General features: G+C 66.6%; 18 protein-coding genes. 5 read left to right on the top strand and 13 right to left on the bottom strand.

Going from position 1 to position 18,321, the window contains the following annotated elements:
* Positions 1–85: 85 nt before the first annotated feature.
* Together HLH35_RS07300 and purB are read right to left on the bottom strand one after the other, a co-directional pair.
* Positions 86–820 (bottom strand): NRDE family protein, encoded by a 735-nt coding sequence (locus HLH35_RS07300; RefSeq protein ID WP_182978528.1) that lies wholly within the window; start codon positions 818–820, stop codon positions 86–88.
* A gap of 25 nt (positions 821–845) precedes the next feature.
* Positions 846–2,201: an adenylosuccinate lyase gene (gene purB / locus HLH35_RS07305; protein ID WP_182978529.1), complete on the bottom strand. Its 1,356-nt coding sequence runs from the start codon at positions 2,199–2,201 to the stop codon at positions 846–848.
* Positions 2,202–2,439: 238 nt separating this feature from the next.
* On the opposite strand from purB, the gene HLH35_RS07310 reads away from it, so the two are divergent.
* From HLH35_RS07310 to HLH35_RS07325, 4 genes are all read left to right on the top strand, one after another.
* Positions 2,440–3,030, top strand: coding sequence for a YjbE family putative metal transport protein (locus HLH35_RS07310; RefSeq protein WP_182978689.1), 591 nt, complete (start codon positions 2,440–2,442; stop codon positions 3,028–3,030).
* Positions 3,031–3,141: 111 nt separating this feature from the next.
* Positions 3,142–5,082 (top strand): lytic transglycosylase domain-containing protein, encoded by a 1,941-nt coding sequence (locus HLH35_RS07315; RefSeq protein ID WP_182978690.1) that lies wholly within the window; start codon positions 3,142–3,144, stop codon positions 5,080–5,082.
* Complete coding sequence (locus HLH35_RS07320) at positions 5,079–5,558, top strand: phosphatidylglycerophosphatase A family protein (protein WP_182978530.1); 480 nt, start codon at positions 5,079–5,081, stop codon at positions 5,556–5,558. The genes HLH35_RS07315 and HLH35_RS07320 overlap by 4 nt, the downstream gene beginning before the upstream one ends.
* A 27-nt stretch (positions 5,559–5,585) precedes the next feature.
* Entirely contained in the window at positions 5,586–6,092 is a 507-nt protein-coding gene (locus HLH35_RS07325; RefSeq protein WP_182978531.1) for a CinA family protein, read from the top strand.
* A gap of 117 nt (positions 6,093–6,209) precedes the next feature.
* Here HLH35_RS07325 and HLH35_RS07330 read toward each other — a convergent pair whose 3' ends face one another.
* From HLH35_RS07330 to pdhA, 7 genes are all read right to left on the bottom strand, one after another.
* Complete coding sequence (locus HLH35_RS07330) at positions 6,210–6,584, bottom strand: hypothetical protein (RefSeq protein ID WP_182978691.1); 375 nt, start codon at positions 6,582–6,584, stop codon at positions 6,210–6,212.
* Between the two features lie 99 nt (positions 6,585–6,683).
* Entirely contained in the window at positions 6,684–7,178 is a 495-nt protein-coding gene (locus HLH35_RS07335; protein ID WP_182978532.1) for a type II toxin-antitoxin system RatA family toxin, read from the bottom strand.
* Positions 7,178–8,167 carry a lipoyl synthase gene (lipA, locus tag HLH35_RS07340; RefSeq protein WP_182978533.1) on the bottom strand — a complete coding sequence of 330 codons (990 nt, stop codon included), beginning with the start codon at positions 8,165–8,167 and terminating at the stop codon, positions 7,178–7,180. Before lipA ends, HLH35_RS07335 begins: the two co-directional genes overlap by 1 nt.
* A gap of 127 nt (positions 8,168–8,294) precedes the next feature.
* Positions 8,295–9,704, bottom strand: a complete 1,410-nt coding sequence (lpdA, locus tag HLH35_RS07345) for a dihydrolipoyl dehydrogenase (RefSeq protein ID WP_182978534.1) — start codon at positions 9,702–9,704, stop codon at positions 8,295–8,297.
* A gap of 103 nt (positions 9,705–9,807) precedes the next feature.
* The gene (locus tag HLH35_RS07350) at positions 9,808–11,076 is read right to left on the bottom strand and encodes a pyruvate dehydrogenase complex dihydrolipoamide acetyltransferase (RefSeq protein ID WP_182978535.1); all 1,269 of its coding nucleotides are present in this window, start codon (positions 11,074–11,076) and stop codon (positions 9,808–9,810) included.
* A 12-nt stretch (positions 11,077–11,088) separates the two neighbouring features.
* Positions 11,089–12,432 (bottom strand): pyruvate dehydrogenase complex E1 component subunit beta, encoded by a 1,344-nt coding sequence (locus HLH35_RS07355; protein WP_182978536.1) that lies wholly within the window; start codon positions 12,430–12,432, stop codon positions 11,089–11,091.
* Positions 12,433–12,435: 3 nt separating this feature from the next.
* Entirely contained in the window at positions 12,436–13,461 is a 1,026-nt protein-coding gene (gene pdhA / locus HLH35_RS07360; protein WP_182978537.1) for a pyruvate dehydrogenase (acetyl-transferring) E1 component subunit alpha, read from the bottom strand.
* 273 nt (positions 13,462–13,734) lie between these two features.
* On the opposite strand from pdhA, the gene HLH35_RS07365 reads away from it, so the two are divergent.
* The gene (locus HLH35_RS07365; RefSeq protein WP_182978538.1) at positions 13,735–15,153 is read left to right on the top strand and encodes a short-chain fatty acyl-CoA regulator family protein; all 1,419 of its coding nucleotides are present in this window, start codon (positions 13,735–13,737) and stop codon (positions 15,151–15,153) included.
* Here the strand turns inward: HLH35_RS07365 and moaC are convergent.
* From moaC to HLH35_RS07385, 4 genes are read right to left on the bottom strand one after another with little or no spacing between them, the layout of a single operon-like run.
* Complete coding sequence (gene moaC / locus HLH35_RS07370; protein WP_182978539.1) at positions 15,132–15,653, bottom strand: cyclic pyranopterin monophosphate synthase MoaC; 522 nt, start codon at positions 15,651–15,653, stop codon at positions 15,132–15,134. The two genes, HLH35_RS07365 and moaC, sit on opposite strands and share 22 nt — an antisense overlap.
* Positions 15,654–15,656: 3 nt before the next feature.
* On the bottom strand, positions 15,657–16,517 hold the full coding sequence (gene trpC, locus HLH35_RS07375) for an indole-3-glycerol phosphate synthase TrpC (protein ID WP_182978540.1): 861 nt from the start codon (positions 16,515–16,517) through the stop codon (positions 15,657–15,659).
* A 2-nt stretch (positions 16,518–16,519) separates the two neighbouring features.
* Positions 16,520–17,635, bottom strand: coding sequence for an anthranilate phosphoribosyltransferase (gene trpD, locus HLH35_RS07380; protein ID WP_182978541.1), 1,116 nt, complete (start codon positions 17,633–17,635; stop codon positions 16,520–16,522).
* Positions 17,636–17,641: 6 nt separating this feature from the next.
* Positions 17,642–18,238 carry an anthranilate synthase component II gene (locus tag HLH35_RS07385; RefSeq protein ID WP_182978692.1) on the bottom strand — a complete coding sequence of 199 codons (597 nt, stop codon included), beginning with the start codon at positions 18,236–18,238 and terminating at the stop codon, positions 17,642–17,644.
* Between the last annotated feature and the right edge of the window lie 83 nt (positions 18,239–18,321).

Consider the following 18,321-nt stretch of genomic DNA (forward strand, 5'->3'; position numbering starts at 1 on the left):
CTGGAATGCGACTGCCTCATAGCAATGATTGATCGCGGAAGATACCATTCCCTTGACGGTGCGCCATTACGGCGTCGCCGGTCGCTCAGGCGGCTGACAGATCCACCGCCGCATAGCCCACACGATCCGGCGCGCCGGCGGCGAAATGCCACGACGGCGCGGCGGCCGGATCGGCCGGCAGGCCGATGAGCGATGAACTGCATGTGCCGAATCCCGCGCGCGGCGGAATGTTCAGTTCGCTGCCGGCGGGCAGCGAACGGTCGGACATCAGGCGCGTCCAACTGGTCCAGTCCGGCGGCACCGGGCGCTCGGCCTCGCGGAATCGCGGCAGGTGCCGTCCGATCCGGGGAATGGACATGTCGTCGGGCTCGGTCGTGGCGGCCATGTGGGTGCCCGGTTCCAGCGCCCTGACCTCCGGTGTGGCATAGCCGAGGCCGGAGATGAAATAGGCACCGTTGCGATCGGCAACCACCATGTTGAACGACCGCCACGCGCCGGCATCCAGATTGCCGATCGCCCGCGCGGCCTCGGCGGCCGTGGCGTGTTCCAGCGCAAGCAGGGGCAGTTCGCCGCGCGAACGCTTGCCCGGCGCCGGCCCCAGGCTGCCCACGCGATTCATCACACCGGCAACGACGCCCGAATCATTCAGGGCCAGCCACGACCCGCCGGCCAGCCTGTCCCGCCCCCCGACCACCGCGGGGCGATCCGGCCAATGGCGGCCGGGTGCGTCCCACGAGCGGTCCAGCCGTTCGTCACGGTTGGCGCCGAACAGCAGGGGCCAGGCGGAACCGGGGGAAAAGGACAGGACGATCGTACACATTCGGGTCTCTGCTTCCTCGCGCGCCTCAGCCGGCGCGCGCCGGGCCGGCTTCGCCGAAGACGCGGGTAAAACTGTGATCCAGCGCGCCCAGATGGGCATCGCTGTTCATCGCCGCATCCAGCACCTCGGCCGGCACGCGGCCCGCAACCTCGGGATCGGCGTCCAGATTCTCGCGGAAGGTGCGGCCATCCGGCTCGCCCAGCCGGGTCCAGGTCGCCATGGCGTTGCGCTGGACGATCCGGTACGCGTCCTCGCGCAGGATGCCGGCGCGCGCCAGCGCCAGCAGCACCTCGCCGGAATGCACGACGCCGCCCAGGCTCTCCAGGTTGGCCAGCATGCGGTCCGGATAGACCACCAGCTTGTCCATCATGCCGGCCAGACGGGCCAGCGCGAAATCCAGCCCGATCGTGCCGTCGGGGCAGATATTGCGCTCGACCGACGAATGGCTGATGTCGCGCTCGTGCCACAGCGCCACATTCTCCAGCGCCGGGATGACATGGGCGCGCACCAGCCGCGCCAGGCCGGTCAGGTTTTCCGACAGCACCGGGTTGCGCTTGTGCGGCATCGCCGACGAGCCCTTCTGGCCCGGATGGAAGAATTCCTCGGCCTCCCGCACTTCGGAGCGCTGCAGATGACGCACTTCGACCGCCAGACGCTCGATGCCGCTGGCAATGACCGCAAGCGTGCAGAAATAGGCGGCATGGCGGTCACGGGGGATCACCTGGGTCGAAACGCCCTCGGGCTCCAGGCCCAGCTTCTCGGCCACGAAGGTCTCGACGCGCGGATCGACATGCGCATAGGTGCCCACGGCACCCGAAATGGCGCAGGTAGCGATTTCGGCGCGGGCGCGCACCAGGCGCTCGCGATTGCGGGCGAATTCGGCGTAATGGCCCGCCAGCTTCAGGCCGAACGAGGTCGGCTCGGCATGGATCGCGTGGCTGCGCCCGATGGTCAGCGTATATTTATGTTCGAACGCCCGGCGCTTCAGCGCCTCCAGCACGGCGTCCAGATCCGCCAGCAGCATGTCGGTCGCCTGGACCAGCTGCACCGACAGGCACGTATCCAGCACGTCGGACGACGTCATGCCCAGATGCACGAAGCGGCTCTCGGGGCCGATCTTCTCGGCCAGCCAGGTCAGGAAGGCGATGACGTCGTGGCGCGTCTCGGCCTCGATCTCGTCGATACGGTCCAGGTCGGCCTGCGAGAACGCGGCCATCGCGGCGTCGCCCTTCTCGCGTACCACGCGCGCGGCCTCTGCCGGCACGCCGCCGTACTGCGCCATGGCTTCGCACGCCAAAGCCTCGATTTCGAACCAGATCCGATACCGGTTCTCGGGGGCCCAAATGGCGGCCATGGCGGGACGGGTATAACGCGGGACCATCGTGCTCGGCTTTCTCTCTTCGACCAGATGCTGTTCGGCAGCATCGTCACGTCATGCGGCAATCCCGGGTCAAGGACGATCTGCTCCGGGGACGGGGCTGCCCCTTTAGCCGATTTCCCGCGCCGCGTCTTCCTTCGAAAGCGGGGTGCCTCTTGCCCGGTTGCGGCGGGAATGATCAACATCGCGCGGCATCGGCCGACGAGACGGGCCGACGGACATTTCCAGCGGGAGCGCGACCATCCTCACCCTATCCGCCCTGGCCTCGCTTCTGCAGGTCATTCTGATCGATCTGACTCTGGCCGGCGACAATGCCGTGGTGATCGGCCTGGCCGTGCGCGGCCTGCCCCATCCCTTGCGGGGGCGCGCCATCCTGGCCGGCGTCGCGGCGGCGGCGCTGATTCGCGTCGGCCTGGCGATCGTCGCCGTACAGTTGCTGGCCATTATCGGCCTGACCCTGGCCGGCGGCATTCTCCTGCTGTGGGTCTGCTGGCGCATGTTCCGCGAACTGCGCCACCAGGAGGAACCCGCACCATCCGACACCGCCCCGCCCGGCGCATTGCGCACTGCCATCATCCGCATCATCGTTGCCGACCTGTCGATGAGCCTGGATAACGTGCTGGCCGTGGCCGGGGCGGCGGGCAAGCATCTCTGGGTGCTGATCACCGGGCTGGCGGTTTCGGTGCTGATGATGGCCGTCGCGGCCTCGCTGATCGCGCGGCTGCTGGAACGGTTCCGGTGGATCGCCTGGGTCGGGTTGCTGATCGTGCTGGCCGTGGCGATCGAACTGATCGTCAAGGGCGGCGGCGAAATCTGGCATGTCGTGTCATGATGGGGCGCCCCGCCCGCCGCGCCTGCTGACATGAGGCCCGCCATGCCGCCATTCGCCCTTTCGACTGCCCCGCGTCGCGTCCCGTCGCGCCCCCGGGGACGCACGGTGGGAATGGCGGCGTTGGCGGCCCTTGTGGGCCTGGCGTTCCCCGCTGCCGCCCGCGATATCGCCAGTGATATCAACGCGGCGCCGACATTGTCTCCGGCCTCGGGCGACGTGGCGGCGCGGGTTGAGACCTATCTGCGGCTGCTTTCCCCCGAAGGCGGCAGTATCGACGCGTATCTGACCTTCCTCGACCGGCAACCGTCCTGGCCGCGCCGTCCGGTCATGCTCGCGCGCGTCCAGACGCTGATGGTCCAGGCGCCGGCGCATGACAGAGGGCTGGCCCGGGCCTGCACCACGCTTTCGCTGACCTCCGCCCCCGCCCTGCTGGCCTGTGCCCGCCTGCCCACCCCGCCGCCCGGCCTGGTGGACCGTGCCCGGCAGGCCTGGGTCGCGGGAATAGACCGGGCCGCCGATGAAGAGCCCTTCCTCGCGGTCTTCGGTGGCGCCTTGACGGCAGACGACCAGTGGCGGCGGTTCAACCGCCAGGAACTGGACGGTCACCCGGACGCCGCCCGAAGGCAGGCCGGGCGGTTGCCGCCCCCGCGCCGGGCCCTGGCACTCGCCCGGCTGGCCCTGCGGACGGCGCGGCCAGATTCCGCGCCGGGTGCCGAAGCGTCCGTGTTGGCGACGGTTCCGCCCACCCTGGCCGATGATCCGGTGCTGGTGCTGGACCGGCTGCGCTGGCTGCGGCGGACCGGACAGGTTGACGAAGCCGCGTCACTCTGGCCGCAATCGGGCCTTGCGGCCGAACGGCGCCTGCCCCTGCCCGCCTTCTGGAGCGAGCGGGACACGCTGGCCCACGACATGCTCCTGGCCGGCAGGGACCGGGAGGCGCTCGCCCTGGCGGTCCCGACCGGCGACATGAGCCCGGCCGCCCGCAATGATGCCGATTTCCTGACCGGCTGGGTCCTGCTGCGCCGCCTGCATGATCCCAGGCAGGCGGCCGACCGCTTCCGGTCGCTCTGCGCCTCCCGCGCGCTGATCACGCGCAGCCGTGGCCTGTACTGGACCGGCCGCGCGCTGGAGGAAGCCGGCGACAACCCGGGCGCCCGCACGGAATGGGAACAGGCCGCCGCCATGCCCGGAACCTTCTACGGCCAGATGGCGCTGTCGCGGCTGGACGGAGACGCGGCCAGCCCCCTGCTGTTTCCCGAACGGTCCGGTGCGCTGGTCCGCGCCCGGCTGGGCAGCGTGCCCATGCCGGCCTGGAGCAACGAGGACATGAGCCGCTTCGAGGCCAGCGATCTGGTCCAGGCCGCCCGGCTGCTGGCGGCGCGGGGCGATCTGCCCCATGCGCGTGATTTCGTGCTGTTGCAGGATTCGCGTTGGGACAATGCGGCCGGCCATGCCCTCGCCGCGATGCTCGCCGTGCGGCTGGGCATGCCCGACGTGGCGGTGGCGATCACCCGCCGCGCGGGCCGTGATGGTATCGCCCTGCTGCCCCTGGGCTGGCCCACGCCGTTCCCGGCCATCGAACAGGGATTGCCCACGGGCTTCGTCATGGCCGTGATCCGGCAGGAAAGCAGCTTCGATCCCGGTATCGTCAGCCCGGCCGGCGCCTATGGCCTGATGCAGCTTGTGCCGGGGGCAGCGCGCGACGTGTCGCGGTGGGCCGGGCTTGCGACCGGGACGCTGACCGGCGCCAGCCTGACCGATCCGACGCTGAACATGCGAATCGGCACGGCCTATCTGTCACGGCTGATGCGCAAGTTCGACGGGGCGATTCCCTATGTCCTGGCAGCCTATAATGCCGGGCCGCACCGGGCCGACGAATGGCTGGCCTCGGTCGGCGATCCGGCGCATGCCGATCCCACGCCCACGGCCATGCTCGACTGGATCGAGAGCATTCCGTTTGCCGAAACCCGCAGCTATATCCAGCGCGTGGAGGAAAACCTGGCCATTTACCAGGCTCTGGCCTCCGGATCCCGATCGGAGGCGCCCCCATGAATCCTGCCCGCCTTGTCGCCAGTTTCGGCGGCTGCGGTTTTTCTCCCGTCGCTCCCGGAACGGTCGGGTCGCTGGCGGCCCTTGTCTGCGGCCTGCTGTTCCTGCCCCACCCTCTCGTCCTGGGCGTTGCGATCCTGCTGTGCTGTGTCATCGGATATGCGGCCACGGCCCGGGTCAGCGATGGCGAGGACCATCAGTGGATCGTGATCGACGAGGTCGCGGGCATGTGGATCGCCATGTTTCCCCTGACGTTCGGCCCCATGCAGGTGGACCCGCTCTGGCCCGATCGGCTCGGCATCCTGTGGCTGCTGCTGGCGTTCGCACTGTTCAGGCTGTTCGATATCACCAAGCCCGGCCCCGTCGGCTGGTTCGACCGGCGGCATGACGCGGTGGGCATCATGGGCGACGACATCGTTGCAGGGCTGATCGCGGCGATCATCCTGGCCGGCGCGCGGATGCTGATCCTCCTGGCCTGAACGCATAGCGGGGTACCCATGACGTCCATGCTGAACGAACCGATACTGGCCCGTGCGGCCGAGATACTGGGGCGGATGCGCGATGCGGGATTGCGCGCCGTCACCGCCGAAAGCTGCACCGGCGGCCTGGTCGCCGCCGCGCTGACACACCACGCCGGATCATCCGACATGGTCGAGGGCGGGTTCGTCACCTATTCGAACGCGATGAAGACCGCGCTGCTGGGCGTTCCACCCGCATTGCTGGCCCATCACGGCGCGGTCAGCGCCGAAGTCGCGGCCTCCATGGCACGGGGCGCGCTGGCCCATGCGCCGGATGCCGACCTCGCGGTTGCCATTACCGGCATAGCCGGTCCCGGCGGCGGCTCGGCGGAAAAGCCGGTCGGGCTGGTCTGGTTCGGTGCCATACGACGCGACGGCGAAGGCAGCACGATATCGCGCCAGTTCGCAGGCGACCGGGAAGCCGTCCGCAATCAGGCGGTCGCGCAGGCGCTGGACCTGCTGGCCGATCTTACGGATGCCCACATGCACATCTGACTGAAACCGTGCGCCGGCGCAGATCCGGCGCACGTTTCCAGCCAAGCCCCTCTCCCACCCGGCCATGATGGCTGGGCCGGACCTGTGGGCTGTCCGGGATGAACGGGGTTATTGAGCTTACTGGGGAGAGCTTTCCGGCATCGAGGGGGCCGGAGGCGTCGGCGGCGCGACGGCGCCGGTTCCGGACGGGACTGTCGCGGTAGGCTCGGTGGGCGTCGACATCATGGGGGTCGACATCATGGGGGCGGCCGGCATGCTGCCCGGCGGAACGGCACCCGGCGGAACCGACGCTTCAGGGGCCGGCGGGGTGCCGGCGCGGGCATTGGCGAGGCTCTTGGCATTCAGGTCTTCGGTCGTGGGCGAGCCCATGGCCGCTTCCTGGTGGTGATGGTGGTCTTTATGGTGATGATGATGGTGATGGGGTTCCGCGAGGGCCGGCATGCCGACGACCAGGGCCGTGGCGACAATCATCGGACCGAAAGACAATTTCATCACGATCGTTCCTCCAAAGGCTGGAACGCGCCCATATTCGGGCACGCGGCATCATGACGGCCCAGGGCCATCATTCGCCTGACGGAACGTCAACGCCTCTCAGGCGCCTCCGGTTCCGGCCGGCTGCGCATTGGTGGGCTGCGCCAATGTCTTGTCGGTCACGGGGGCCCCATAGATATCGCGCGCGCGCCGGATGAAGGCGGAGACCATCAGCCGGACCGCCTCGTTGAACACCACCCCGATCGCGGCCTGGAGCAGGCGCGAGCGGAACTCGAAATCGACGAAGAAATCGACCTGGCAGCCCCGCGCATCCGGCATGAAGGTCCAGACATTGTTCAGGTACCGAAACGGCCCTTTTTCATAGCGGACGCGAATGCGCGTCGGGTGTTCCAGATCCACCCGGCTGGTAAAGGTCTCGCGAAACGGGCCGAAGCCGATCGTCAGGTCCGCCACCAATTCGGTCGCGGTGCGGGTGCGCACGCGGGCTGCGGCGCACCAGGGCAGGAACTGCGGATATTTGCCGACATCGGCCACAAGGTCGAACAGTTGTTCCGGCGCGTAGGCAATCAGGCGACGTTCCGCATGCGTCGGCATCAGACGCGCTCCGCCCCGCTCCGCCCCGCCGCCAGCTTCGCCTCGCGCGCGGCGCGCAGTTCGGCGAAGTCGGAATCGGCGTGGTAGGACGAACGGGTCAGCGGCGAGGCGCTGACCTGCAGGAAGCCCTTGGCCCGCGCCATGGCGGCATAATCGGCGAATTCGTCCGGGGTGACGAAATGCTTCACCGGCGCATGCTTCACCGTCGGCTGCAGATACTGGCCCAGCGTGATGAAATCGACATCCGCCACCCGCAGGTCGTCCATCACCTGCAGGATCTCTGGCCGCTCCTCGCCCAGCCCGACCATCAGGCCGGATTTGGTGAAGATCGACGGATCATGGCGCTTCACATCGTCCAGCAGCCGCAGAGACTGATAATAGCGCGCACCGGGGCGGATGGAGGTGTACAGCCGCGGCACGGTTTCCAGATTGTGGTTGAACACGTCGGGGCGCGCCGCCACGACCACTTCCAGCGATGCGGGCTTGCGCAGGAAATCCGGGGTCAGGATCTCGATCGTGGTGGCGGGCGACGCCGCGCGCACCGCGCCGATGACGCGGGCGAAATGCGCGGCCCCGCCATCGGGCAGATCATCGCGATCGACCGAGGTGATGACGACATGGCGCAGGCCAAGCTTGGCCACGGCCTCGCCCACGCGCTCGGGCTCGCCCTCGTCCAGCGGGTTGGGCATGCCGGTGGTGACATTGCAGAAGGAACAGGCGCGGGTGCAGATCTCGCCCATGATCATCATGGTGGCGTGGCGCTGCGACCAGCACTCGCCGATATTCGGGCAGGCCGCTTCCTCGCACACCGTCACCAGCTTCTGCTCGCGCATCAGGGCACGGGTCTCGTGATAGACGGGGTGGTTCGGCGCCTTGACGCGGATCCACTCCGGCTTGCGGGCGATGGGATTGTCCGGGCGATGCGCCTTCTCGGGATGGCGGAGCAGCGCACCGCCTTTTCTGTGGTCGATCACCAGACGCGTGGACATACGGCAGAACCCATAAAGCAAACGGACAGCCAGAAGTGGAACGTCGCGGTGGGCGCGTCAAGCAAACATCCCCCCTGCCCGCGCGCCCGCGATCAAAAGCTCAGGAGCAGCCTCCCAGCTTCTCCATTCAGATATGCAATGCCCCGTCATAGGCCGCCAGCACCGCCTCATGCATCGCTTCCGAGATGGTGGGATGCGGAAAGACCGTTTCCTTCAGTTCCGCGTCGGTCAGTTCCGATGTCCGGGCAATGACATAGCCCTGGATCATTTCCGTCACCTCGGCGCCGATCATGTGCGCGCCCAGCAGTTCGCCGGTTTCGGCGTCGAACACCGTCTTGACCAGCCCTTCAGGCTCGCCCATCGCGATGGCCTTGCCATTGCCGATGAAGGGGAAACGGCCGACACGCACCTTGTGCCCGGCTTCCTTCGCCCGGGCTTCGGTCAGCCCGACCGAGGCGATCTGCGGCCGGCAATAGGTGCAGCCGGGAATGTTCAGCGGATCGATCGGGTGGACATGATGCCCGGCAATCGCCTCGACGCACATCACGCCCTCATGGCTGGCCTTGTGCGCCAGCCAGGGCGGCCCGGCCAGATCGCCGATGGCGTAGACGCCCGGCTCGCCGGTGAAGCATTTCGCATCGACCTTCACATGCGTCCGGTCGACGGTGACGGCGGTGCCTTCCAGGCCCAGCTTCTCGACATTGCCGACAATGCCCACGGCCGAGATCACGCGATCGACGGTGATGGCGTGCGTCTTGCCCCCGGCTTCGACCGCCAGGCTGACATTGTTGGCGCCCTTGGTGATGGGCCCGAGCTTCGCACCCGTCAGGATGGTCATGCCCTGCTTGACGAACGCCTTGTGCGCCAGCGCACTGATTTCCTCGTCCTCGACCGGCAGGATACGGTCCAGCACTTCGACGACCGTCACCTCGGCGCCCATGTTGCGATAGAACGAGGCGAATTCGATGCCGATCGCGCCCGAGCCGATCACCAGCAGCGATTTGGGCATTTCGGTCGGCACCATCGCCTCGCGATAGGACCAGATCAGCTTGCCGTCGGGCTCCAACCCCGGCAGCACGCGGGCACGCGCGCCGGTGGCCAGGATGACGTTCTTCGCACTCAGCGTCCCAACCGGCTTGCCGTCCTTGGTGACGGACAGCAGACGGCGACTGCCATCCTTGCCCGCTAGCGCCCCAAACCCGTCGAAGACTGTAACCTTGTTCTTCTTCAGCAGGTGCCCGACGCCGGACGACAACTGACCGGCGACCTGGCGCGAGCGCTTGACCACCTTTTGCAGGTCGAAGCGCACATTATCGGCCGCGAAGCCGAAATCACCGAGGTGGTGCAGCAGATGATTGATCTCGGACGCGCGCAGCAGCGCCTTGGTCGGAATGCAGCCCCAGTTGAGGCAGATGCCGCCCAGATGATTGGCCTCGACCAACGCAGTCTTGAGCCCAAGCTGCGCGGCCCGGATCGCGGCGACATACCCGCCGGGGCCGCCGCCGACGACGACGAGATCGAATTCTGTCTTGTTCATTGATGTAATTTCCCGGAGCAGGTGGCGGCCGGACAGGCACCGGCCGCGCGAGGATGCCGGTTCAGAAAAGATCCGTGGCCCGGACGAACCGGGCCACTTCGGTTCAGACGACGAGGCTGAGCGGCGATTCGACCACCGAGCGGAAGGCGGCCACCCATTCGGCCGCCAGCGCGCCATCGACCACGCGATGATCGACCGACAGCGTGACTGTCATGACAGTCGCGATCGCGATCGCATCCTCCTTCACCACAGCCCGCTTCTCGCCGGCCGCGATGGCCAGGATGGCGGCCTGCGGCGGGTTGATGATGGCCGAGAACTCCTTGACCCCATACATGCCCATGTTCGAAATCGAGAACGAGCCGCCCTGGAACTCATGCGGCTTCAGCTTGCCGGCGCGGGCACGGGCGATCAGTTCCTTGGCCTCGTTGCTGATCTGGCTCAGCGACTTGCGGTCGGCATTGCGGATGATCGGCGTGATCAGCCCGTCGGGCACCGACACCGCGACCGAGATATCGACATCGTCATACAGGATGGTCGCATCCTCGGTGTAGGACGCGTTGACCTTCGGCACCCGCCGCAGCGTGACGGCGACGGCCTTGATCAGCAGATCGTTGACCGACAGCTTGAATGCCCCCGCCCCTTCGGCCGGCGAGGACGCATTGAGCTGCGCACGCAGGGCCAGCAGCGCATCCAGTTCCACGTCCATGGCGACGTAGAAATGCGGAATGGTCGATTTCGCCTCGGTCAGCCGGCGCGCGATGACCTTGCGCACCGAAGAATTCGGCACGAGGGTATGCGGCACGTCGATCGCCACCGCCGGCGTAGGCTGCGGCGCCGCCTTGGGCGCGGCGGGCACGGCAGCCGGCGCGGCCACGGCCGCTTCGACGTCACGGCGCACGATGCGCCCATTTGGCCCGCTACCCTTCACCTGGGCCAGGTCGACGCCCTTCTGGGCCGCGATACGCCGGGCGAGCGGCGAGGCGAAGACCCGCCCTGCCTTCGGCGCAACCTCGGCGACCGGGGCCGGAACGGCGACCGGCGCGGCAGGCGTCGCAACCGGCGTCGCCACAGGGGCGGCCGGGGCCGCCTCAGGCGCGGCAGCAGCCGGCGCCGCATCCGGCACCGCCTCGCCTTCCGCGACCAGAATGGCGATCGGTGCATTCACCTTCACGCCCTCGGTGCCGGCCTCGACCAGGATACGCCCCAGCGTGCCTTCATCGACGGCCTCGACCTCCATCGTCGCCTTGTCGGTCTCGATCTCGGCGATCACGTCGCCGGAGGCGATGGCCTCGCCTTCCTTCTTCAGCCAGCGGGCCAGCTTGCCCTCGGTCATGGTCGGCGACAAAGCCGGCATCAGGATGTTCACGGACATGGCGCGCGCTCCTCAGACCAGCTTGCGGACCGCATCCACCACCCAGGTCGGGTTCGGGAGGGCCAGCTTTTCCAGATTGGCGGCGAAGGGCATCGGCACGTCGGCGCCGGCAACCCGCGCCGGCGGCGCGTCGAGATAGTCGAACGCATGTTCGATAACCTGCATCGCCACTTCCGCGCCGATGCCGGCGAAGGGCCAGCCTTCCTCGACACAGACCAGACGGCTGGTCTTCTTCACGCTGGCCACGATCGTCTCGGTATCAAGCGGACGGATGGTCCGCAGGTTGATCACCTCGGCCGAAATCCCCTGCTCGGCCAGGATCGCGGCGGCTTCCAGCGCCGTGCCGACCATGATCGAGAAGGCGACGATGGTCACGTCCGTCCCCTCGCGCTCGATCTTCGCGCGGCCGATCGGCAGGATGAAATCGTCATCGACCGGGCACGGGAATTTCTGGCCGTAGAGGATCTCGTTTTCCAGCACGATCACCGGGTTCGGATCGCGGATCGCTGCGCGCAGCAGGCCCTTGGCGTCGGCCGAGGACCAGGGCGCCACCACCTTCAGGCCGGGCACATGGCCATACCAGCTCGCATAGCACTGCGAATGCTGGGCCCCCACGCGGGCGGCGGCACCATTCGGGCCACGGAAGACGATCGGGCAGGAAATCTGGCCGCCCGACATGTAGCGCGTCTTGGCCGCCGAATTGATGATGTGGTCGATCGCCTGCATCGCGAAATTCATGGTCATGAATTCCACGATCGGCTTCAGCCCCGTCAGCGCGGCACCGACCGCCATGCCGGTGAAGCCATGTTCGGTGATCGGCGTGTCGATCACGCGCTTCTCGCCGAATTCGTCCAGCAGGCCCTGCGAGACCTTATAGGCCCCCTGGTACTGCGCGACTTCCTCGCCGATCAGGAACACATCCTCGTCCCGCAGCAACTCGGCGGCCATCGCGTCGCGCAACGCTTCGCGCACCGTGATCTCGACCGTCTCGCCCCACTCTTTTTCGGGCGCGACCACCGGTGCTGCCGGCGCCACCTGGGCCGGAGCCGCCGGTGCGGTCTGCGGCGCGGCCGGGGCGGCAGCCTTTGGCGCCGCCGCCGGCGCGGCATCCGCGCCGTCCGATTGCAGGTTCGCGATCGGCGTGTTCACCGCCACATGCTCGGTGCCTTCCGGCACCAGGATGTCGGCCAGCGTGCCTTCATCGACGGCCTCGACTTCCATGGTCGCCTTGTCGGTCTCGATCTCGGCAATCACGTCGCCGGCGGCGATATGGTCGCCGGGAGTCTTCAGCCAGCGGGCCAGCTTGCCCTCGGTCATGGTCGGCGACAAAGCGGGCATCAGGATCTGGGTGGTCATCGTTCAGCCCTCCACCAGCACGTCGGTCCACAGTTCCGACGGATCGGGTTCCGGGCTGCTCTGCGCAAAATCGGCTGCATCCGCCACAATCGCCTTCACCTTGTCCTCAAGTGCTTTCAGTTCCGCCTCTTCCACACCGATCGTCAGCAGTTCGCGACGTACCCGGTCGATCGGGTCGTGGTTCTTGCGCATTTCGTCCACCTCGCTGCGCGGACGATATTTCGCGGGGTCGGACATGGAATGGCCGCGATAGCGATAGGTCGACATTTCCAGCAGGAACGGCCCCTTGCCCTGACGGCAATATTCGACCGCCTCGCGCGCCGCCTGGCGCACGGCCTCAACATCCATGCCGTCGACCTTGCGCCCCGGAATCCCCCAGGGCTCACCATTGCGCCACAGTTCCTTGGACGCCGAGGCCCGCTCGACGCTGGTGCCCATGCCGTAATGATTGTTTTCGATCACGAACACGCAGGGCAGCTTGTGCAGGGCCGCCAGGTTGAAGCTCTCATAGACCTGGCCCTGGTTGGACGCGCCCTCGCCGAAATAGGCGATCGAGACCTCATCCGTGCCGCGATATTTGTTCGCAAAGGCCAGACCGATCCCCAGCGCCACCTGGGCGCCGACGATCCCATGCCCGCCATAGAAATTCTTCTCGCGCGAGAACATGTGCATCGACCCGCCCTTGCCGCGGGAATAGCCGCCCTCGCGCCCCGTCAGCTCGGCCATGACGCCGCGCGGGTCCATGCCGGCGACCAGCATCTGCCCATGGTCGCGGTAGGAAGTGATGAGCTTGTCGCCCTCTTTCAGCTCCATCTGGATGCCGACGACCACGGCTTCCTGGCCGATATACAGATGGCAGAAGCCGCCGATCAGGCCCATGCCATACAGCTGGCCCGCACGCTCCTCGAACCGGCGGATCAGCACCATGTCGTAAAAAGCGTGCTTCAGCTCGTCCGTGGTAAAGATTGCGTTGTTCCGGTCGGGATTGGAGACGCCCGCGCCAGTGCCGGACGGTTTTTTATCGCCCATGGTTTCTCTCCCTTTTTCGCGCACCGCGGCGCCAGAGAGGGGTGATTGTCCCGCCCTCTGGCGCTCCGGTCTGATGATGTTCACTCAATTTGCCGTGTTTACAGATCGGGAATACAGATCTTCCCGATAGGCCGACATGCGACGGCAATGGCGGAATCCAACGGCGGATTTACGATATTCTTTACCTTTTTACCGCGCGGAGACCCGTCCTCAAAGGCGGAAAGAGGTGTAAGGTCGGAAACAAACCGGACGAGTATGGTAAACGGAGTGAACGTGAGCGACACCAGCGGTCGAAAGATGTTTTGCGGCAACCGCGTGCGTGCATTGCGGATCGCGAATGCGATCTCGCAGAGGATGATGGCCCAGCGCCTGGCCATTTCCGCGAGTTACCTCAATCAGATCGAAAACAACGCCAAGCCGGTCCCGACGCGATTGCTGGTGACGCTGTGCGACATGTTCTCCGTCGCCCCGAGCTATTTCGGTGATGACGGCGAGATCCGGATGCTCCGCCTTCTGCGGGAAGCATCCAGCGACCCGATGTTCCGCTCCTCGCTACCCGAACGCGAGATCCATGGCGCCATCAGGGACAATCCTGCCTTCGTGAAGATGTTTCTGGAACTCTATCGCTCGGCCAGAACCATGCACGAGCAGGGAAGCGAGACCCAGTCGGACAAACGGACGGAAGCCGAGCGCGCCTCCGCCTGGTCCAAACTCTCGTCGGCCTACGAAATCGTCGGCGACTGGGTGCAGGCGGAACGGAACTATTTCGACACGCTCGACCGCACGGCCGAACAACTGCACGAAACCGCGCGGCTGGACACGGATACGATCGGAACGGGGCTGGAGCGCTACCTGCGTGACCGCTTCGGCGTCACGGTCTCCACCACGCCGGCCGAGCCCACCGTCGCCAACAGCAGCCCATGCCATTTCGACAGCACTGAAAAAACCGCCCGCTTCATACCCGGCCTGCCCGGCCCCACGCGGACATTCTGCATGGCGCGGCTGGTCGCCCATCTGGGATATTCCACGCTGATCGACGAGGCCGCGCGCCACCCGCTCCTGTCCGACGAGAACACGCGCTCGATCGCCCGCGCAGCCATGGCCAATTACTTCGCGGGTGGACTGATCATGCCGTACGAATTGTTCGCGGCAAAAGCCAAGGCCTTCAAACACGATCTCGATCGCCTGCAAACGACCTTTTCGGCCAGTTACGAGCAGGTGTGCCAGAGGCTTTCCTCTCTCCAGCGTCCAGGCGCGGAGGGCGTTCCGTTCTATTTCATCAAGGCGGATGTGGCAGGCAACGTGCTGAAAAGTTACAGCGCCAACCGCTTCAGCCGCGCCCGCTTCGGGGCATTGTGCCCACGCTGGAACGTCTTCGAAAGCTTCTCGGCCGCAGGAAAGCTGATCATCCAGATTTCGCAGGACACCGAAGGCGGCCTCTTCATCAGCGTGGCGCGGGCTGTCGTCCCGCACCCTCACTCATTCTTCGACCGCCAGCCGAAACGCGCGATCGTGCTGGGCTGCTCCGTCGCCCATGCGGACGAGGTCGTCTATTCGTCGATGCTGAACCTGCACGATCCACGCACATTCATCTCGATCGGCCCTGGCTGCCGGTCATGCGTCCGTACCGATTGCGAGCATCGTGCGATGCCGCAGAGCGGATTCTTCTTTCAGCCGGCGGCAGGCGCCTGACCCGGCGCCTCCGCTTCCACGCGCTGATAAAGCCCGGAACGTCCACCGGATTTCGTGATCAGGCGGATATGCTCGATCGTCAGATCGCGGTCGACAGCCTTGCACATGTCGTAAAGGGTCAGGGCGCAGACGCTGACCGCCGTCAGAGCCTCCATTTCCACCCCTGTCTGCGCGGTCGTCCCGACACTGGCCTCGATCTCGATCCCCCTTCCATCCTCGGTCGGGGTCAGTTCCACACGTACGGAACTCAGAGCCAGCGGATGACAAAGCGGAATCAGATCCGACGTCTTCTTGGCCGCCATGATGCCCGCGATACGCGCGACAGCCAGAACATCGCCCTTCTTCATGCCGCCCGACAGGATCAGATCCAGCGTCTCCCGCCGCATGGTGACCAGCCCGCGTGCGACCGCCTGCCGCACTGTTACCGCCTTGTCGGCCACATCCACCATCACGGCGTGACCATTTGCATCCAGATGGGTCAGGCCGCCCTGAACCGGCATGGTTCAGGCGCCGCCCAGCAGAATGCGGGCCGCTTCACCCGGCGACGGGTGGCGCAGCAGGCTTTCGCCGACCAGAAAACCACTGGCCCCGATATCGTTGAGCCGGACGACATCCTCGTGGGTGCCGATCCCGCTTTCCGAAACCACGATCCGGTCCGGCGGAACCAGCGGCGCAAGCCGAAGCGTCGTCTCAAGATCCGTCTTCAACGTCTTGAGATTGCGGTTATTGATTCCGATCAGCGACGTATCTAGCGCCAGCGCCCGGTTGAGCTCGGCCTCGTCATGCACCTCGACCAGAACATCCATGTCCAGCCCGCGCGCAATATCCAGCAGTTCCGCCGCCTCGCTGTCGGTCAGGGCCGCCAGGATCAGCAGAATGCAATCCGCTCCGATAATGCGGCTTTCATGCACCTGCCACGGATCGAGGATGAAATCCTTGCGCAGGATCGGCAACGCACAGGCATCGCGCGCCCGCTGCAGGTCCTCCGCGCAGCCATGAAAGCATGATCCCTCGGTCAGGACCGAGATGCAGGCAGCACCCGCCTTCTCATATTCAGCGGCGATGCCGGCAGGGTCGTAATCAGGACGCAGGATGCCGGCCGATGGCGAGGCCTTCTTGATTTCCGCGATCAGCCCGATCTGGCGGTCCGCCGTCCGCTGCTTCAGCGCCTGGCCGAAACCGCGGGTCGGCGTGGTGACCTCGCGGGCCCGGGCCGTAATCTCTTTCAGAGGGGTAACGGTCGCCCGCTGCGCGACATCGACCCTGGTCCGGGCGCAGATGCGCGCAAGGACATCCGGAAGCCCATCCGGGTCCGAGGCGGTGCCGCACTCGTTCTGAGCGGGATTCGTCGCGGTATCGTTCATGATCAACCCTGTATGCATTCGTCCCGCGCGGACGGCCGACCGCCGCGCGCGGATTTCAAAACAGCCAGTGCGGACCCGTCATCCAGAACACGGGCCGCGTCGGCGACCAACGCCCGCAGCGATGCGGGCTGCACTTTTCCCTCTTTCAGAATGTCCGCACGGCCGGCGACATGCAGCGCCGCCGCTGCGTTCAACAGAACGGTGTCCCGATAGGCCCCGTGGGCACCGGCCAGCAAAGCCTCCAGGGCAGCGGCATTTCCCGCCGGCCCTCCACCGGTAATCGCCGAAATCGGTGCCGGCTTCAGGCCGGCATCGGCGGGTTCCAGCGTGAAATCATACAGAACCCCGTCCTGCAACGCCACGATCGCCGTGGGGCCGGCCAGCGTCAGCTCGTCCACGCCCTGGCCCACGCCGCATGTTCCATGGACGGCCCATGCGCGCTCCGAGCCCAGAAGCTGCAAGGTCTCGACGACCGGGCGCAACCACGACCGATCGAACACCCCCACCAGCTGGCGCGTAACACCCGCCGGATTGCACAGGGGGCCGATCAGGTTGAACAGCGTCCGCACCCCCAGCGCCGTGCGCGCGGGTGCGGCATAGCGCATGGCCGGATGGTGCGACGGCGCCGCCATGAAGGCCAGCCCGCCCTCATTCAGCCGTGCGGCGATCACGGCCGGATCGTCCGACAATAGAACGCCCAGCGCCCCCAGCACGTCGGTCGCGCCCGAGCGTGACGACAGGGCCTTGTTGCCGTGCTTGGCCACCGGCACGCCCAGCGCTGCCAGCACAAAGGCAACGGCGGTGGAGATATTCAGCGTGCCCAGCCCGTCGCCGCCGGTTCCACAGACATCGATCGTGCCCGCCGGCACCGGGGCCACCCGCCGCATGCGCGCACGCACGGCACGCACCGCCCCCAGCAGTTCGGCCCGCTGCTCTCCCCGCACCCGCAGCCCCATCAGGAATGCCGCGATCAGCATGTCGGGCACGCCGCCATCCATGATCAGGCCGAAAGCCTGTTCGGCGTCGGCCTCGTTCAGGGTCTCGCCGCGCGCCAGTCGGCTCAGAAGGGCCCGAAAGGCGTCGGCCGGGGCAACAGGCAGGGACGGCGTGCCATCCATCTTGGGTCAGGCCGCCTTTCGCGGCGTATTGAGGCCGCGCGCGATCGCCAGGAAATTGGCCAGGATGGCGTGCCCGTGTTCCGACGCGATGCTCTCCGGATGAAACTGGACCCCGAACACCGGCAGGAAGCGGTGACGAAGCCCCATGATGACGCCGTCCTCGGTATGCGCAACGGGCACGAGATCGGACGGAAGCGTGGCGGGATCGACCGTCAAACTGTGATAGCGGGTCGCCTGGAAGGGGCTGGGCAGCCCCTCGAACACGCCGCTGCCATCATGAAAGACCGGGCTGACCTTGCCATGCATGGGAACAGGCGCCCGGACCACCGTGCCGCCGAACACCTGCCCGATGGCCTGGTGGCCCAGGCAGACGCCGAAAATGGGTACATGCCCCGCCGCGCGGCGGATCAGGTCGCAGCAGATCCCGGCCTCGTTGGGCGAACAGGGGCCCGGCGACAGCACGATCGCCTCGGGATTCAGCGCCATCGCCTCATCGACCGTCAGCGCATCGTTGCGGCGTACGTCGCTTTCCTCCCCCAGATCGCCCAGATAATGGACGAGATTGAAGGTGAAACTGTCGTAATTATCGATCAGCAGGATCATGGCGACATGATGGCCTTCTGTTCCAGCCCGGTCAAACAACAGTTCAAAATTTCATCGAAATAATGCATAGCGTCTAAAAATGG

It is taken from the genome of Gluconacetobacter asukensis, assembly GCF_014174375.1.
Classification (GTDB): Bacteria; Pseudomonadota; Alphaproteobacteria; order Acetobacterales; family Acetobacteraceae; genus Gluconacetobacter; species Gluconacetobacter asukensis.

What these genes read in the sequence shown, in the direction of transcription:
- HLH35_RS07300 (WP_182978528.1), bottom strand. Translation starts at nt 820, where the DNA reads ATGTGTACGATCGTCCTGTCCTTTTCCCCCGGTTCCGCCTGGCCCCTG.
- purB (WP_182978529.1), bottom strand. Translation starts at nt 2,201, where the DNA reads ATGGTCCCGCGTTATACCCGTCCCGCCATGGCCGCCATTTGGGCCCCC.
- HLH35_RS07315 (WP_182978690.1), top strand. Translation starts at nt 3,142, where the DNA reads ATGGCGGCGTTGGCGGCCCTTGTGGGCCTGGCGTTCCCCGCTGCCGCC.
- HLH35_RS07320 (WP_182978530.1), top strand. Translation starts at nt 5,079, where the DNA reads ATGAATCCTGCCCGCCTTGTCGCCAGTTTCGGCGGCTGCGGTTTTTCT.
- HLH35_RS07325 (WP_182978531.1), top strand. Translation starts at nt 5,586, where the DNA reads ATGCTGAACGAACCGATACTGGCCCGTGCGGCCGAGATACTGGGGCGG.
- HLH35_RS07330 (WP_182978691.1), bottom strand. Translation starts at nt 6,584, where the DNA reads ATGAAATTGTCTTTCGGTCCGATGATTGTCGCCACGGCCCTGGTCGTC.
- HLH35_RS07335 (WP_182978532.1), bottom strand. Translation starts at nt 7,178, where the DNA reads ATGCCGACGCATGCGGAACGTCGCCTGATTGCCTACGCGCCGGAACAA.
- lipA (WP_182978533.1), bottom strand. Translation starts at nt 8,167, where the DNA reads ATGTCCACGCGTCTGGTGATCGACCACAGAAAAGGCGGTGCGCTGCTC.
- lpdA (WP_182978534.1), bottom strand. Translation starts at nt 9,704, where the DNA reads ATGAACAAGACAGAATTCGATCTCGTCGTCGTCGGCGGCGGCCCCGGC.
- HLH35_RS07350 (WP_182978535.1), bottom strand. Translation starts at nt 11,076, where the DNA reads ATGTCCGTGAACATCCTGATGCCGGCTTTGTCGCCGACCATGACCGAG.
- HLH35_RS07355 (WP_182978536.1), bottom strand. Translation starts at nt 12,432, where the DNA reads ATGACCACCCAGATCCTGATGCCCGCTTTGTCGCCGACCATGACCGAG.
- pdhA (WP_182978537.1), bottom strand. Translation starts at nt 13,461, where the DNA reads ATGGGCGATAAAAAACCGTCCGGCACTGGCGCGGGCGTCTCCAATCCC.
- moaC (WP_182978539.1), bottom strand. Translation starts at nt 15,653, where the DNA reads ATGCCGGTTCAGGGCGGCCTGACCCATCTGGATGCAAATGGTCACGCC.
- trpC (WP_182978540.1), bottom strand. Translation starts at nt 16,517, where the DNA reads ATGAACGATACCGCGACGAATCCCGCTCAGAACGAGTGCGGCACCGCC.
- trpD (WP_182978541.1), bottom strand. Translation starts at nt 17,635, where the DNA reads ATGGATGGCACGCCGTCCCTGCCTGTTGCCCCGGCCGACGCCTTTCGG.
- HLH35_RS07385 (WP_182978692.1), bottom strand. Translation starts at nt 18,238, where the DNA reads ATGATCCTGCTGATCGATAATTACGACAGTTTCACCTTCAATCTCGTC.